The sequence below is a fragment of the Nocardia sp. bgisy134 genome (genome assembly GCF_057708325.1).
Genome location: NZ_JBYIRW010000005.1, coordinates 343855 through 359273 on the forward strand (window position 1 = coordinate 343855; position 15419 = coordinate 359273).

17 protein-coding genes are annotated in these 15419 nt (G+C 68.9%); 9 read left to right on the forward strand and 8 right to left on the reverse strand.

What is annotated here, in order from left to right; genetic code table 11:
• Nucleotides 1-49: 49 nt before the first annotated feature.
• Nucleotides 50-1012, reverse strand: a complete 963-nt coding sequence (locus AC3ERS_RS12405) for a metallophosphoesterase (RefSeq protein ID WP_431966744.1) — start codon at nt 1010-1012, stop codon at nt 50-52.
• Between the two features lie 200 nt (nt 1013-1212).
• Here AC3ERS_RS12405 and AC3ERS_RS12410 point away from each other — a divergent pair, with 200 nt between their 5' ends.
• Complete coding sequence (locus AC3ERS_RS12410; RefSeq protein ID WP_068063102.1) at nt 1213-1677, forward strand: GatB/YqeY domain-containing protein; 465 nt, start codon at nt 1213-1215, stop codon at nt 1675-1677.
• A 136-nt stretch (nt 1678-1813) separates the two neighbouring features.
• Here the strand turns inward: AC3ERS_RS12410 and AC3ERS_RS12415 are convergent, their stop codons facing one another.
• The gene (locus AC3ERS_RS12415; protein ID WP_431966803.1) at nt 1814-4168 is read right to left on the reverse strand and encodes a penicillin-binding protein; all 2355 of its coding nucleotides are present in this window, start codon (nt 4166-4168) and stop codon (nt 1814-1816) included.
• 377 nt (nt 4169-4545) lie between these two features.
• Here AC3ERS_RS12415 and AC3ERS_RS12420 point away from each other — a divergent pair, with 377 nt between their 5' ends.
• Nucleotides 4546-4869 (forward strand): WhiB family transcriptional regulator, encoded by a 324-nt coding sequence (locus AC3ERS_RS12420; RefSeq protein WP_011206869.1) that lies wholly within the window; start codon nt 4546-4548, stop codon nt 4867-4869.
• A 113-nt stretch (nt 4870-4982) separates the two neighbouring features.
• On the opposite strand, the gene bagB is transcribed toward AC3ERS_RS12420, so the two are convergent.
• The gene (gene bagB / locus AC3ERS_RS12425) at nt 4983-6095 is read right to left on the reverse strand and encodes an ATPase BagB (RefSeq protein ID WP_431966747.1); all 1113 of its coding nucleotides are present in this window, start codon (nt 6093-6095) and stop codon (nt 4983-4985) included.
• Entirely contained in the window at nt 6092-7111 is a 1020-nt protein-coding gene (gene bagA, locus AC3ERS_RS12430; RefSeq protein ID WP_431966805.1) for an ATPase BagA, read from the reverse strand. The genes bagB and bagA overlap by 4 nt, the downstream gene beginning before the upstream one ends.
• Before the next feature lie 198 nt (nt 7112-7309).
• On the opposite strand from bagA, the gene sp36 reads away from it, so the two are divergent.
• From sp36 to AC3ERS_RS12445, 3 genes are read left to right on the forward strand one after another with little or no spacing between them, the layout of a single operon-like run.
• Nucleotides 7310-7474 (forward strand): Sp36 family protein, encoded by a 165-nt coding sequence (sp36, locus tag AC3ERS_RS12435; RefSeq protein WP_431966749.1) that lies wholly within the window; start codon nt 7310-7312, stop codon nt 7472-7474.
• A gap of 3 nt (nt 7475-7477) precedes the next feature.
• A complete protein-coding gene (locus tag AC3ERS_RS12440; protein WP_431966751.1) occupies nt 7478-7951 on the forward strand; it encodes a RidA family protein in 474 nt (157 codons plus the stop codon).
• Between the two features lie 42 nt (nt 7952-7993).
• Entirely contained in the window at nt 7994-8785 is a 792-nt protein-coding gene (locus AC3ERS_RS12445; protein WP_431966753.1) for an MBL fold metallo-hydrolase, read from the forward strand.
• A 71-nt stretch (nt 8786-8856) separates the two neighbouring features.
• Here the strand turns inward: AC3ERS_RS12445 and AC3ERS_RS12450 are convergent, their stop codons facing one another.
• Both AC3ERS_RS12450 and AC3ERS_RS12455 read right to left on the reverse strand, forming a co-directional pair.
• On the reverse strand, nt 8857-9531 hold the full coding sequence (locus AC3ERS_RS12450; protein WP_011206875.1) for a Crp/Fnr family transcriptional regulator: 675 nt from the start codon (nt 9529-9531) through the stop codon (nt 8857-8859).
• Between the two features lie 136 nt (nt 9532-9667).
• Entirely contained in the window at nt 9668-9910 is a 243-nt protein-coding gene (locus tag AC3ERS_RS12455) for a hypothetical protein (protein ID WP_431966755.1), read from the reverse strand.
• A 244-nt stretch (nt 9911-10154) separates the two neighbouring features.
• Here AC3ERS_RS12455 and nth point away from each other — a divergent pair, with 244 nt between their 5' ends.
• From nth to AC3ERS_RS12475, 4 genes are all read left to right on the forward strand, one after another.
• Nucleotides 10155-10835, forward strand: coding sequence for an endonuclease III (nth, locus tag AC3ERS_RS12460; protein WP_431966757.1), 681 nt, complete (start codon nt 10155-10157; stop codon nt 10833-10835).
• A gap of 65 nt (nt 10836-10900) precedes the next feature.
• Complete coding sequence (locus AC3ERS_RS12465) at nt 10901-11512, forward strand: TlpA family protein disulfide reductase (protein ID WP_431966759.1); 612 nt, start codon at nt 10901-10903, stop codon at nt 11510-11512.
• A gap of 135 nt (nt 11513-11647) precedes the next feature.
• Nucleotides 11648-12367 carry an NUDIX hydrolase gene (locus AC3ERS_RS12470; RefSeq protein WP_431966761.1) on the forward strand — a complete coding sequence of 240 codons (720 nt, stop codon included), beginning with the start codon at nt 11648-11650 and terminating at the stop codon, nt 12365-12367.
• A complete protein-coding gene (locus AC3ERS_RS12475; RefSeq protein ID WP_431966763.1) occupies nt 12364-13557 on the forward strand; it encodes a MarP family serine protease in 1194 nt (397 codons plus the stop codon). Before AC3ERS_RS12470 ends, AC3ERS_RS12475 begins: the two co-directional genes overlap by 4 nt.
• Before the next feature lie 179 nt (nt 13558-13736).
• Here AC3ERS_RS12475 and AC3ERS_RS12480 read toward each other — a convergent pair whose 3' ends face one another.
• On the reverse strand, nt 13737-14672 hold the full coding sequence (locus tag AC3ERS_RS12480; RefSeq protein ID WP_431966765.1) for an alpha/beta fold hydrolase: 936 nt from the start codon (nt 14670-14672) through the stop codon (nt 13737-13739).
• 52 nt (nt 14673-14724) lie between these two features.
• Nucleotides 14725-15228 carry a phage holin family protein gene (locus tag AC3ERS_RS12485; protein ID WP_431966767.1) on the reverse strand — a complete coding sequence of 168 codons (504 nt, stop codon included), beginning with the start codon at nt 15226-15228 and terminating at the stop codon, nt 14725-14727.
• Nucleotides 15229-15419: the final 191 nt, after the last annotated feature.

The following is a 15419-nucleotide window of genomic DNA, read 5'->3' on the forward strand; positions in this document are numbered from 1 at the left end:
CCGGTTGGCGTGTCGAGCTAGGGGAGTGCCGAGGCCGCGATCACGGCGCTCAGCGAGCGACGGTCTCCGAGGTCGAAAGCCCGTGGTTGTTCTCGGCGGCCGGACGCTTCGGGGGCGCGGCGACGAGAGTCAGCAGGGTGGCTTCGGGGCGGCAGCAGAACCGGTACGGAGCCCACGGCGAGGTGCCGATGCCTGCGGAGACATGCAGCTGGGTGTGCTCGCCCCACTTCGACGGGCCCTTCACGCGCGACTTGTCGATGCCGCAGTTGGTGACCAGCGCACCGTAGCCGGGCAGCACCAGCTGGCCGCCGTGGGTATGGCCGGCGAGCACCAGGTCGTAGCCATCGTCGGCGAAGCGGTCGAGCACCCGGGGTTCGGGCGAGTGGGTCAGGCCGATGCGCAGGTCGGCCAGCGGGTTCGGGGGGCCCGCCACCGTGTCGTACCGGTCGCGCTGCAGGTGCGGGTCGTCGACGCCGGCGGTGGCGATCCGCACGCCCGCCACCTCGAGATCGCGGCGCACGTGGGTGAGATCGAGCCAGCCGCGTTCGGTGAACGCCGCTCGCAGGTCCTTCCACGGCAGCGGCGCGCCGTAGACGCGGCGGTGGTCCTTCTTGAAGTACTTCATCGGGTTCTTCGGCACCGGCGCGAAGTAGTCGTTGCTGCCGAAAACGAAAAGGCCCGGGCGGGACAGCAATCCGCCGAGGGCCTGAACCACCGCGGGCACCGACCGCTGGTGCGAGAGGTTGTCGCCGGTGTTGACCACCAGATCGGGCTCCAGCCGATCCAGCTCGCGCAGCCACTGCTGCTTGAGCTTCTGACCGGGCATCATGTGCAGATCGCTGATGTGCAGCACACGTAGGCTCGACGCACCGGGCGGCAGCACCGGCATGGTCGCCTCGCGCAGGACGAACGCGTTGCGCTCGATCAGCGAGGCATAGCCGATTCCGGCTACCGCGGCCCCGGTGGCTCCCAGCGCGGTTCGGCGGACGGCGGCGGTCGAGATTACGGGCATTTGCCCAGCATAGGTGAGGCTGCCTCAGAACGCCGAGTGTGTTTCCGCACAAGCCATCGCCGCGGTCGCGCCGAGCGGCGCGGAATCGTCCGAGCAGGTCCGCGAGCTGCGGTCTTCTCCTGTTCGCCGCGGCGACGCCGCGGCGACGCCGCGGCGAAATGTGGTGGGCCCCGCGACGGCGACCGGCTACCGTGTGCCTCATGTCGGAACTCAAAGATCGGCTGCGGACGGACATGACCGCCGCGATGAAAGCCAAGGACACGCTGCGCCTCGCCACGTTGCGCATGCTGCTGGCCGCGATCCAGAACGCCGAGGTCGCAGGCGCGGAGGCGCGTGAACTCTCCGACGCCGACGTGATCGCGGTGCTGCAGAAGGAGGCGAAGAAGCGCAACGAGTCGGCCGAGGTCTACACCCAGGCCGGTCGCGGCGAGCTCGCCGCCAACGAACACGCCGAGGCCAGGATCATCGACGAGTACCTGCCGACCCAGCTGACCGAGGCCGAGATCGCCGACCTCGCGGACACCGCCATCGCGCAGGTCGCCGAGGAGCTGGGCGAGCGCCCCGGCATGCGCCAGATGGGCCAGGTCATGAAGATCGCCACCGCCCTCGCCGAGGGCAAGGCCGACGGCTCGCGCATCTCCGCGGCTGTGAAAGCCCGGCTCTGAACTCTGCCCGAAACCAGAACCGCCGACCGAGCGCCGTAGCGCCGGTCGGCGGTTCTTCGTTATTCGCCCGATAGGCGCTGCCGGACGGAGTCCGCCGACAGCCCGCGCATGGCCGGAGCGAAGGCGGAGGTTCCGCTTACCGCGGCCACCAGGGCGGCAGCGGGAACCCGGGCGGCAGCGCCGGGGGCGGCGGCAGCGGCCCGGGTGCGGACGGCGCCGGGGCCTGGCGCTGGGTGCCGTCGCTGATGTAGATCGTGATCACCGAGCCGGGGATCGCCGACCCGTTCGGCGCGGTGTTCATGACGCTGCCCTTGGGCGGCGGGCCGGATCCGTTGACGGCCGAGACCTGGAAGCCCGCGGCGACCAGCGCGGTGGTCGCCTCAGCCTGCGACATGCCGACCACGTCGGGCACCTGCGCGTTGTTCGCGCCGCGGACGTACTTGTCGTCCAGCGGCGGCAGGCCGGGCGGCGGGAAGTTGCCGACCACCGGCTTGATCGCGCTGAACCAGGTGCGTGCGGGTTCGTTACCGCCGAACAGGTTTCCGTCGCCGCAGTTGCGCAGCGGGAACGAGCAGATCTCACCGGGGGTCGGGCTGTCGCCGTAGACGTAGACCGCGGCGGCCAGCGAGTTGGTGAAGCCGAGGAAGGCCGAGGAGCGGTGGCTTTCGGTGGTCCCCGTCTTGCCGGCCATCGGCAGGTTCCAGCCGCTCGCCTGGGCAGCGCCCGCCGCGGTGCCCGCCGTGTCGTCCTTGCTCATCGCGTTGGCCAGCGTGTTGGCCAGGCCGGGCTCGACGACCTGCTCGCAGGCCTGCTGGGTGAGCGGAACCTGCTTGCCGCTGCGGTCGACGACCTCCCTGATCGGGGAGGGCGGGCACCAGCGTCCGCCGGAGGACAGCGTCGCGGCGACGTTGGAGAGCTCGAGCGGGTTGATCGCGACCGGGCCGAGGGTGAACGAGCCGAGGTTCTGGTCCTTGATCATGTCGGCCAGGCTCTGGTTGCCGTGCCCGGAGCTGCCCGGGTTGGTGAACGAGCGCATGCCGAGCCGCACCGCCATGTCGACGGTCGGGGTGACGCCGACGGCCTGGATCAGCTTGACGAACGCGGTGTTCGGCGAGGTGGCCAGCGCCTCGGTCACCGACATCGGCGACTTGTAGCGGCCCGCGTTCTCGACGCAGTAGGTGGCGGGCGGGCAGCCCCGCGCGCCGCCGTTACCCATGCCCTTCGCGTCGAAGCGGCCAGGCACGTCGAGCTGGGAGTTGATGCCCATGCCTTTCTCCATGGCTGCGGCGGTGGTGAAGACCTTGAAGACCGAGCCCGCGCCGTCACCGACCATCGAGAACGGCTGCGGTTGCACCGTCTCGTTGACGTCGCGGTTGAGGCCGTAGGTGCGGCTGCTGGCCATGGCGACCACGTCGTGCGAGTCCTGGCCCGGCGCGACCACCGACATCACCTCGGCGATGTCGTCGAGGTTCGGATTGGCCGCCTCGCTGACCGCGCGCTTGACGGAGTCCTGCACGGCCGGATCGAGGGTGGTCTTGATCAGGTAGCCGCCCTTGTCGATCTGCTCGCGGCTGATGCCCGATTCGGCCAGGTACTGCAGCGCGTAGTCGCAGAAGAAGCCGCGATCCTGAGCGGCGATGCAGCCGCGCGGCAGGCCCTTGGGCTCGGGCAGCACGCCCAGCGGCTCCGACTTGAACTTGCGGAACTCCTCGGCGCGGGCCGGGATGTTCTGGATCATCGTGTCCAGCACGGTGTTCCGGCGGGCCAGCACGCCCTGGACGTTGGTGTAGGGGTTCAGCTTGGAGCTGGACTGCACCATGCCCGCGAGCATCGCCGCCTGCGGGACGTTCAGGTCGGCGGCGTCGACGCCGAAGTAGGTCTGCGCCGCGTCCTGGATGCCATAGGACGAATTGCCGAAGGGCACGAGGTTCAGGTACCTGGTGAGGATCTCGTCCTTGGTGAGTTCCTTGTCCAGGGTCAGCGCCATGCGGATCTCGCGAATCTTGCGCGCCGGGGTGGTCTCGATCGCCGCGCGGCGTTCGGCGTCGGTCTTGGCGACCACGAGCAGCTGGAAGTTCTTCACGTACTGCTGGTCGAGGGTGGACGCGCCCTGCTGCACCTCACCGCTGGAGGTGTTGGTGAGGAACGCGCGCACCGTGCCCTGCCAGTCGACGCCGTCGTGCTCGGCGAAGCGGCGGTCCTCGATGGAGATGATCGCCAACTTCATGTTGTTGGATATCCGCTCGCTCGGCACCTCGAATCTGCGCTGCTCATAGAGCCAGGCGATGGGCGAACCGTTCTTGTCCACCATCGTCGAGACCGCGGGAACGGTGCCCTCGACGAGTTCCGCGGAGACGTTGTCCACCGCGTCGGCCGCACGGTTGGAGACGAATCCGAATCCACCGGCGAGCGGGAAGAGCAGCCCGGCGACGAGAACTGCGGCCAGCGCGCAGCTGCCCGCCAGCTTCGCGAGCGTATGTGTGATCGGCACATTCGACACGTTCCCAAGGGTACGGGGTGCCGTTCTCGCCCTCTCGGGTGTGTTTGTCGGAGCGCGAGATCCGGCGCTCTTCCCGGCTTGTTGGGCGTGTCGTTGAGGCGTGTCTGGCGTGTCGCACACGGGCGTGTCGCGAATCGGCCCGACTGCCCGGTTCTCTATCACGTTTGCATGGACGGGCGTACCAAAAAATCTCGAGACGGTCTTGCGCTCGGGCCATACCTTTACCTAGATTGAGAACCCAGTGTGATGGAGCTAACACTCAAAGTGGAATGTGGTTCAGTTCGCAGCGGGGTTCGGGTTGCTGCGATCTGGCACGCGATTCTGGAGCGCCGTTGACCCGGTGTTCGGACTGCAAAGGGGCACACCAAATGCATATGACAACCCCCATCGCTCGATTGGACGTAGAGCAGGCCGAAGCGCGAATCGCCTGGGTATCCCAGGCCCGATGCAAGGAAGTAGATCCCGATCAGTTGTTCGTCCGCGGCGCGGCGCAGCGCAAAGCGGCGACGATCTGCAGGCACTGTCCGGTGCTCATGCAGTGTGGAGCCGATGCCCTCGACAATCGAGTGGAATTCGGCGTATGGGGAGGGATGACCGAACGGCAGCGGAGGGCGCTGCTGAAACAGCATCCAGAGGTGACCTCCTGGGCCGATTTCTTCCAGGCCCAGCGCCAGCATCAGGTGGCGATGTAGTCGAACGAACGAGAAACCGAGCCCGCGATTGCGGGCTCGGTTTCGTTTGAGCCTATAGCTATTCCGACTCAATACCGAACGTTATGGTCTGGTGGGCGCGGCCGGAGGAGCGCCTACGCGGAGAGAACCGTTCCGGTCAGCTGATCGCCCACTGCGCGCAGCGCCTCGAGGTCGGAGACCTCGAACGGCAGCGCGGTCACCGAGACCATCGCCACCCGCGGGTGCGCCCCGGTGAATCGGTGCAGCAGGTGCTGCTCGCGCTTGGCCGTCGCGACCCGTTCGGCGTGAATGCGCAGTACCGCGCTGGTCAGCGGGTCGGATTCGACCAGCTGGTCGGCGGCGGTGAGGGCGTGGTCGGCGGGCAGATCGCTCAGCGCCGGATGCGTCCGGTTGAGCACGAGGCCCGACAGCGGCATCTGCTCGGTGGAGAGCCGGTCGACGAAGAACGAGGCCTCGCGCAGGGCGTCCGGTTCCGCCGCGGCCACCACCAGGAAATGCGTGCCTGGCTTGGACAGCAGCGCGTAGGTGCGGTCGGCGCGGTCCTGGAAACCACCGAACAGCGATTCCAGCGACTGCAGGAAGACGGACGCATCCTTGAGCATCTGCCCGCCGATGACGGTGGACACGCCGCGCATGGCCAGGCTCATCGCGCCGGTGACGAACCGGCCGACGCCGCGGCCGGGCGCCATGATGAGCCGGATCATCTTGCCGTTCAGGAAGTTTCCGAGGCGCTTCGGCGCGTCGAGGAAGTCGAGCGCGTTGCGCGACGGCGGGGTGTCGACGATGATCAGGTCCCACTCCCGCTTGTGCGCGAGCTGACCGAGCTTCTCCATCGCCATGTACTCCTGCGTGCCACCGAAGGAGGACGCCACGGTCTGATAGATCGGGTTGGCGAAGATCTGCTCGGCCTTCTCCGCGGTGGTGTGCTCGAGCACCATGTCGTCGAACGTGCGACGCATGTTCAGCATCATCGCGTACAGCTCGCCCTTGGCCTCCGGGCCGAGCGCCACCCGCTGCGGGTAGTTGTCCAGATCCGCGATGCCGAGTGACTGGGCCAGTCGGCGCGCCGGGTCGATCGTGAGTACCACGACCTTGCGCCCGAGTTCGGCTGCGCGCAGCGCGATCGCGGCCGCCGTGGTGGTCTTGCCGACGCCGCCGGAGCCGCAGCACACCACGACCCGCGCGGTGGGATCGGCGATGATCTGCGAAATGTCGAGCGTGGTCATCGCACTCCCTGCGCGGTCAGATGTTCGGCTAGCTCGTACAGCCCGCCGAGGTCCATGCCGTCGGCCAGTGTCGGCAGGTACAGCTGCGATACGTCGACCTTGTTCAGCTCGGCCGAACTCTCGTCCTGGGCCTGCAGCCGGGCCGAATGTTCGAAGGTCTCGGTGATCAACCCCTCGAAACTGTCTTCGGACAAGGCGATTCCGGTGCGCTCGAGCCCGGCGCGGATCGCGTCGCGGTCGATGTCGCCCGCGGCGGCGCGATTGCGCACGTCGGTGGGCAGGAAGCCCTCGCCAGCGCGGTTCACGATCACGGTGCCGATGCGCAGGTCGTTGGCGGTGAGCTCGGCGACGGCGTCCGCGGTCTCCTGCACGGGCAGCGCCTCGAGCAGGGTGACCAGGTGGATCATCGTCTGATCCGAATGCAGCAGCCGGGAAACTCCTTCGGCCTGCGAGGCGATCGGCCCGCCCTTGGCGATCTCGACCATGGCGGTGGTGACGTCGAGGAAGCTGGCGATCCGGCCGGTCGGGGGCGCGTCGACCACGATCTCGTCGTAGACCCGCTTGCCCGTCTGGTCCACGCGGACCGCGCATTCCTTGATCTTGCCGGTCAGGATGACGTCGCGCAGACCCGGCGCGATCGTGGTGACGAACTCGATGGCGCCCATCCTGCGCATCGCGCGCCCCGCGAAGCCCAGGTTGTAGAACATGTCGAGGTATTCGAGGAAGGCGTGCTCGATGTCGAGCGCCAGCGCGACCACCTCGCCACCGCCGTCAGCGGTGGCGATCCTGGTCTCGGTCGGCGGCAGCGGCGGCAGATCGAACAGCTGCGCGATGGACTGTCTGCTCTCCACCTCGACCAGCAGCACCCGGCGCCCGCCCGCGGCCAGTGCCAGCGCGAGCGCGCCGGCGACCGTCGACTTGCCCGTTCCCCCTTTGCCGGAGACGTAGTGCAAGCGGGCCTTTTCCGCGCGCTTCGGCCAACCCGTTTCCAGCCCCGGCTCCGCCGAAATAGGCACTGCTGTTGGTACTCCCACGCTCGCGAGCCTATAACCCGTTATGCGATCACGCTCTAGGGATACGGTCACACTGCCGTTTTTCGGACCTTCTGTACCAGACAGTCTCGCCGGTCGCTATCATCCCCGCTCGCTGCGCGCGGTCCGCGACAAGCACGCCCGGAACGCACAGCGTTGCGAGCTCGCCCATAAACTCACAGCATGAGTGAACTGACCCTGTGGGAGTACGCGACCGTTCCGCTGCTGACGCACGCGACCAAGCAGATTCTCGACCAGTGGGGCGCCGACGGGTGGGAGCTCGTGAATGTGCTGCCCGGCCCGACCGGCGAGCAGCACGTCGCCTACCTGAAGCGTCCGAGGCAGTAGGCCATGGCGGTCGACGCGGCCACTCCGTGGCGGAAGAACCTGGAGAGGCTCGGACTGACCGTGCCCGCGGTGGCCGCGCCCGTCGCGGCCTACATTCCCGCGGTGCGCACCGGTTCGCTCGTCTACACCTCGGGGCAGCTGCCTTTCGTGAAGGGCGAGCTGTCGGCAACCGGCAAGGTCGGCGCCGAGGTGTCGCTCGAGGCGGCCGCCGAGGCGGCGCGGCTGTGCGCGCTCAACGCGCTGGCCGCGGTACACGATCTGGTCGGGCTCGACGAGGTGGTGCGGATCGTCAAGGTGGTCGGTTTCGTCGCGTCCGCGCCCGGATTCACCGATCAGCCGCTGGTGATCAACGGCGCCTCGGAGTTCCTCGGTGAGGTCTTCGGTGACGCGGGCGTGCACGCGCGTTCGGCCGTCGGCGTCTCCGAATTGCCCAAGAACACCCCGGTCGAGGTCGAACTCATCGCCGAGGTGCGTTAGACAGGTTGTCGGACAACGACTCCGAACGACCGAGGTAATGCGATGACGCTGACTCATCCCGCGTACGGGCAATTGCGCCAGGTGACGCCGACGGCGGCAGTGCTGCTCGCGGACAATCCCGGCCAGATGACCCTGGACGGCACCAACACCTGGATCCTGCGCGCGCCGGACGCCTCGGACTATGTCGTGGTCGACCCGGGGCCGAAAGACAAGAAGCACAGCGAGGCGATCGCCAGGGTCACCGCGGGCAGGATCGCGCTGACCCTGATCACGCACCGGCACCACGACCACACCGGCGGCATCGATCGGCTGGTGAAGCTGACCGGCACGCCGGTGCGTGCCGTGGACGCCGAGTTCCTGCGTGGCACGGACGCGCCGCTGGCCGACGGCGAGCTGATCGAGGCGGCCGGGCTGCGGATCGGCGTGCTGGCGACGCCGGGGCACACCGGTGATTCGGTGAGCTTCGTGCTCGACGACGCGGTGCTCACCGGCGACACCATCCTGGGCAGCGGGACCACCGTGCTGGACTCCAGCGACGGCACCCTCGCCGACTACCTCGACTCGCTGGACCGGCTGGTCGAGGTCGGCGCGGGCAAGGCGCTGCTACCCGCGCACGGCCCGGACCACCCGGACCTGGAACCGGTCGCCCGGTACTACATCAAGCACCGGCAGGAGCGGCTCGACCAGGTGCGCGCCGCCCTGCACGAGCTGGGGCCGGGCGCGGGCGCCATGGCGGTGGTGCGCAAGGTGTACGCCGATGTGGACAAGCGGCTCTGGCCCGCCGCGCGCAGCTCGGTGCAGGCCCAGTTGGAGTACCTGCGCGCCGAGCGTTAGGTCACGGAAACACGACAGCCGGATCCAGTGGAGCGCTGGATCCGGCGGGCCGTGCCGTATTCGGGAGCGGGTCAGCGGGCGCGCCGCGCCAGCCGCTCGGAGTCGGAGATGAGCACGCTCTTGCCCTCCAGCCGCAGCCAGCCGCGGTGCGCGAAGTCGGCGAGCGCCTTGTTGACGGTCTCGCGGGACGCGCCGACGAGCTGGGCGATCTCCTCCTGGGTCAGGTCGTGGGTGACCCGGAGGGCGCCCGCTTCCTGGGTGCCGAACCGCTGCGCGAGCTGCAGCAGCGCCTTGGCAACGCGGCCGGGGACGTCGGTGAAGATCAGGTCGGCGAGGTTGTTGTTGGTACGCCGCAGACGACGGGCGAGCACGCGGAGCAGCTGCTCGGCGATCTCGGGCCGCTGGTCGATCCAGGACTTCAGGGCGTCGCGATCCATCGTGACGGCGCGGACCTCGGTGACCGTGGTAGCGGTCGAGGTGCGCGGGCCCGGGTCGAAGATCGACAGCTCGCCGAACATGTCCGACGGGCCCATGATGGTCAGCAGATTCTCCCGGCCGTCCGGGGACCGCCGCCCGATCTTCACCTTGCCCGAGGTGATGATGTACAGCCGATCGCCGGGTTCACCCTCGTTGAAAATGACATGGCCGCGCGGGAAATCGACGGGCTGCAGTTGTTTGGCGAGTGCCGCCACCGCGGTGGGCTCTACGCCTTGGAAGATGCCTGCTCTGGCGAGGGCCTCGTCCACGAATGTGCTCCTTATGGGAAATGGCTCTGGGCTGGACCGAAGCGAATCGGCCAACAGCGCAGTCTACGCGGCATCCTGGCGGCGTAGTGACAGACACCACGTAACGAGTGGATTGCGCGGCGTCCGGGGAGTGGATTCAGCTCGCTCGAGCGACGTTCAGGTCGTCGTTGCGGGAACGGCGCCTGCGCATACGGGCCACCGCAGCGGGCAGTCCGGCTTTCGTCAACTCCTTGACCTCGGCGTTGCTTGCCCTGTCCAGGTACTGCTGAACCTCCGGATCGGGTTCGAGAAGTTTGCGGAGCCGATTCTCGACCCGCTCCATCAGCAGTGCGAACAGCATCAACACCACTGGGAAGAGCACCACAGCGAGTCCTTGCATATCGAGGAGTAAACACGGTGAAGGTCTCAGATGGAACACGGCAGTGGATCTGAGCGGGCAACTTGTCGGAGCGGTTCCGTATGGTGGACGCGTGCGTGCCTCCCCGTCTGTGACCGATTCGAACGGCTCTTCCGCTGTCGACGGGGCGACCGATCCGCTACCCACCGCCGTGACCGTTCCGAAACGGAAAACCCGCACGCGACAGGCGGAAACGAAGCTGGGGTTGGTGCGAAGGGCGCGCCGCATGAACCGCACCCTCGCCGAGGCTTTTCCCGACGCGCACTGTGAGCTGGATTTCACCACTCCGCTCGAATTGGCCGTCGCGACAATCCTTTCCGCGCAGTGCACCGACGAGCGGGTGAATCTCACCACGCCTGCCGTCTTCGCGAAGTACCGCAGCGCGCGCGATTACGCCGAGGCGAACCGCGCGGAGCTGGAGGAATACATCCGGCCGACGGGGTTCTACCGGAACAAGACGAACTCGCTGATCGGGCTCGGGCAGGCGCTGGTGACCGAGCACGATGGTGAATTACCTCACACTCTCGAGGAACTGGTGAAGTTGCCCGGCATCGGGCGCAAGACTGCCAACGTCATCCTCGGCAACGCCTTCGACGTGCCAGGAATCACTGTCGACACGCACTTCGGCAGGCTCGTGCGCCGGTGGAAGTGGACCGCCGAGGAAGACCCGGTCAAGGTCGAACACGCCGTCGGCGAGCTCGTCGAGCGCAAGGAATGGACGATGCTGTCCCATCGCGTGATCTTTCACGGGCGGCGGGTCTGCCATGCCAGGAAGCCGGCGTGCGGCGCGTGCGTGCTCGCCGACGACTGCCCCTCGTTCGGCGCGGGGCCGACCGAGCCGGAGCTCGCGGCCAAGTTGGTGAAGGGTCCGGAGCGCGAACACTTGCTCGGGCTGGTCGGCCTGTGAGATTGCGGGCCGCGGACGAGGCGTCGCGGGAAGAACGACCCGGCACGGCGAGATCTCATTCCGCGGTGCGCTGGGCGCTGGTCGGCCTGATCGTGGCGGTCGCCGCGGTGATCGCGCTGTGGCCGCGCGGTGGCGAGGACACCGCGTCCGATGCGGGCGCCCCGTCCGGCGCGCGTCAGGTTCCCGCGCAGCTGCGTGCGGAGGCCGGGCTCGCGCCCTGCCCGCGACCCGCGCCGGGCGCGACGGGTGCGGGTCCGCTGGCCGGCATCACGCTGACCTGCCTGGCCGACGGCGCGCCGGTCGACCTCGCCGCCGCGCTTGCGGGCAAACCCGTGCTGCTCAACCTCTGGGCCTACTGGTGCGGACCGTGCGCCGAGGAGTTGCCGTACCTGCGGCAGTTCGCGGAGCGGGCGGGTGACGACGTCACGGTGCTGACCGTGCACAGCGACCCCGACGAGGCCAAGGCGCTGCTGCGCCTGACGGGTCTGGATGTGCACCTGCCCGGCGTGCTCGACGCCGAGACCGCGGTGCGCAGCGCGGTCGGCGCACCCGCCGTGCTGCCGATTTCGGTACTGATTCGCCCGGATGGTTCGCTGGCGCAGGTTGTCGTGCGTACGTTTACCGGGGTCGACGATATTGCCGATACGGTGGCCGCGGCGCTGGGCGTACGAACGTGACGGAGCGGCGGTCATGTGCGCGGCCCGCGGAGGCGTCGTGAGAAGGTCTACACCACAAAACATCTCGCAGCGTCTGTTGCGGGCGGACAGAACGGTTGTGGAGGTGGTGGTGCGCAGGTTCACCGGGGGAGCGGCATGACGATTCCGCTCCCCACCGATATTCCGCACTGGCTGCGCCGAGCCGTCGAGCCCGGCCACGCCGAGGCGACCGACACGTTGACGATCGCGCGCGCCCTGCGCCGAGCCATGACCGTCACCGGCGAGCCGCGCCAAGCCGCGGTGCTCGTGCTGTTCAGCGGATCGACGGAGGACGATCCGACGGCTCCGGGCGGGCTGCCCGCCGACGCCGACGTGCTGCTCACCCAGCGTGCCTCGACCCTGCGCCAGCATCGGGGCCAGGTCGCCTTCCCCGGCGGCGCGGTCGATCCCGAGGACGAGGGCCCGATCGACACCGCGCTGCGCGAGGCGTGCGAGGAGACCGGCGTGCTGCGCGATCACGTCGAACCGCTCGCGGTGCTGCCGAAGCTGTTCGTGCCGCCGTCGCGCTTCGACGTGACCCCGGTGGTGGCCTACTGGCGTACGCCGGGTGAGGTGCGGGTGGTGAACCAGAGCGAGACCGAGCGGGTGGTGCGGGTACCGCTCTCCGAGATGCTCGATCCGGCCAATCGTTTCCTCGTCCGTGGCAGCCTCGGTTATCAGAGCCCGGCCTTCCAGGTCGACGGCATGCTGGTCTGGGGGCTCACCGGCGGGATACTCGCGGGCATCTTCCAGTCCGCGGGCTGGGAACTGGAATGGGATCGCGACGATGTGCGCGACCTGGAAACCGCGCTCGCCGCAGTGGGGATGACTTTATGAGTTCCTCGGCCTGGCTCGACATCATCGTGGTGCTGCTCGCCCTGGCCGCTGCCGCGTCCGGGTGGCGGCAGGGCGCCGTGGCCTCGGCGCTGGCCTTCCTCGGCGTCGTGCTCGGCGCGGTGGCAGGCATTCTCATCGCGCCGCACATCCTGGTGCACGTGGACGAGGGGCGGACCCGGGTGCTCACCGGCGTGCTGCTGATCGTGCTACTGGTGATCGTCGGCGAGGTCGCGGGCATGGTGCTCGGCCGCGCCGCGCGCAGCGGGATGCGGCATCCGTTCACCCGCAGCGTGGACAGCGTGGTGGGCGCGGTGTTGCAGGCGGTGGCGGTGCTGGTCACCGCCTGGCTGCTCGCGCTGCCGCTGGCGACCTCGTCCCAGCCCGCGATCGCCACCGCGATCAACGGGTCGCGGGTGCTGGCCGACGTCAACGACGTCGCGCCGAATTGGCTGCGCAAGGTCCCCAACGAATTCTCGAAGCTGCTCAACACTTCCGGGCTGCCGGACGTGATCGGCCCGTTCGGTCGCGCGCCCATCGCCGCGGTCGAGCCGCCGGATCCGAGCGTCCTCGCCAGCCCCGTCGCGGCGTCGCTTCAGCAGAGCGTGCTGCGCATTCGCGGCGTGGCGCCGAGTTGCCAGCGCGCGCTGGAGGGTTCGGGCTTCGTCATCGCGCCGGAGCGGGTCATGACCAACGCCCACGTGGTCGCGGGCACCACCAGCGTCGCGGTGGACACCGCGCGCGGCCCGCTGGACGCCACCGTCGTGCTGTTCGATCCGTCCAAGGACATCGCGGTGCTCTCGGTGCCGGGCCTGACCTCGCCGGTGGTGCCGCAGGCGCCCGCGCCCGCTCGCTCCGGCGACAGCGCGATCGTGCTCGGCTACCCGGGCGGCGGACCGTACACGGCGAGCGCGGCCCGCGTCCGCGAGACGCTCGACCTCACCGGCCCGACGATCTACCGCAACGGCACGGTCGAGCGTGAGGTCTACACCGTCCGCGGCCTGGTGCGCGCGGGCAACTCGGGCGGCCCGCTGGTGGACACCGAAGGCCAGGTGCTCGGCGTCGTGTTCGGCGCCGCGGTGACCGACGACGACACCGGGTACGTGCTCACCCTCGACGAGGTCCGCTCCGACCTCGACAAGGCGATTGGTGCGCACCTCCCGGTCGACACGGGAGCCTGCGTGCTCAGCTGAGTGCGGGCGAGACTCTCGCGCAACGGCCGTCGACCGCTCGCCGGTCGGCGGCCGTTGCGCTGGGAGCATCGAGCAGGACCGATCCGCGCTTTCGCCGGGTGGTCAGCGAGACGTTCGACAGCGTTCGAGCTGTATCACTCGGCCGGGCCGTGACCGCACAGTGCCGGCGCCGCCCGACGTCAGTCGAGGAACTTCGCCAGTTCCGCCGTCACCACGTCCGGGTTCTCCTGGTGCGCGAAGTGTCCCGCGTTCGGGACGGTGACGAGTCTGCGGTGCGGCGACCACTGCTCGCCGCCGCGGATGGTGCTCGGCAGCAGGTAGTCGTCGAACTCGCCGCGCAGCGCGAGCACGGGGATGCCGATGGGCACTCGGACGGTGGCCATGAATCGGCGGCCGTCCGGTCGCCACTGGCTGCGGAAGGCCCAGCGCTGATACTCCAGCGCACAGTGCGCGGCGCCAGGGATCTGGATGGCCGAGCGCATGCGCCGCGCTGTGTCGACGAATTCGGAGCTGCCCGACCAGGACTCGGTGACCCGCTGCCGCAGCAGCCGCTCGACCTCGTACCCGTCGCCGGTGGTCAGCCGGTGTTCCGGATAGCGGGGCAGCTGATAACGCAGGAAGTTCGGCAGCCAGGCGCGGCGCTGGCGCGAGTCGCGCAGCACAGCGCGCTTCAGCGCGCCCGGGTGCGGCGAGCCCACCAGCGCGATGGCGCGCACCAGCCGCGGGTGCAGCACCGCGGTGGCCCAGCAGACCAGTCCGCCCTCCGCGTGACCGACCAGGACGGCCTCGGTGTGGCCGAGCGCGCGAATGAGTCCGGCGATATCGCCCGCCAAAGTCCAGCCGTCGTAGCCGCGCGGGGGCTTGTCGCTGTCGCCGTAGCCGCGCAGATCCACCGCGACCGCGCGGAAACCCAGCTCGGTGAGCCCGGTCAGCTGATGCCGCCACGACCACCAGAAGTCCGCGAATCCGTGCAGCAGCACCACCAGCGGCGCCTCGGTGCGCTCGGGCGCGGCCTCGACGATGTGGAATCGAATGCCGTTGGCATGAACGTCCCGGTGCGTCCACGGACCGTCGTAACGGACGCTGGACGGATCCGGAAGGAAGTTCGACGACACGCCGACCGAGCCTAGTAGTCGGCGTGCGTCGCCGCGACCACGACCCGCACGGTCAGTTGACGCGCTTCTCCAGCGCCAGGTGCTCGTCGTGCGAGCCGCCGAACCCGCTCGGCAGCACAGAGCGGGCCTGCTTCAGCGAATCGATGGTCTTCTCGGGGGCGCGCAGCTTCTTCACCCGGCGATAGCCGAGGAACGCCAGTGCCGCGGTCGCGGCGACCATCAGCAGGAACACGATCAGGAAGGCGGCCCACCTGGCCAGCCACACGTCGAGCAGCTCGCCGAGGAAGAAGAAAAAGAAGAACGTGCTGAACAGCAGGACGGTCAGCGCGAGGATGAAGTAGACGCTGCCCTGCAGGCCCTTCTTGATCTCGCCGGTGACCTCGGCCTTGGCCAGCTCGACCTCGGCGCGCACCAGGGTCGACATCTGTTCGGCCGCGTCGCGGACCAGGGTGCCGAAACTGGCGGAACCGATCGGGTTGGCATCGGTCAGCGGAATGGAGGTGACCGTGCGCCCGCTGTGCGCGTCGTTCCCGTTACCGCCCTGGGTGAAACTCACTTGGTCGACCCTTCTCCCTGTCCCGGCACTGCTTTCAGCTCCGTTCGATGTGCGGCGCTTCCGGCGTCCACCATCGTCACGCAGGCTACCGTCTGCGGGCTCGTCGCTCATGCCTGCACCTCGCTGGCGCTCGGCCCCGGCATGCGCGAAGCGCGCTGGCACATGATTCGCTCACTGCGTTCGCTCATGCC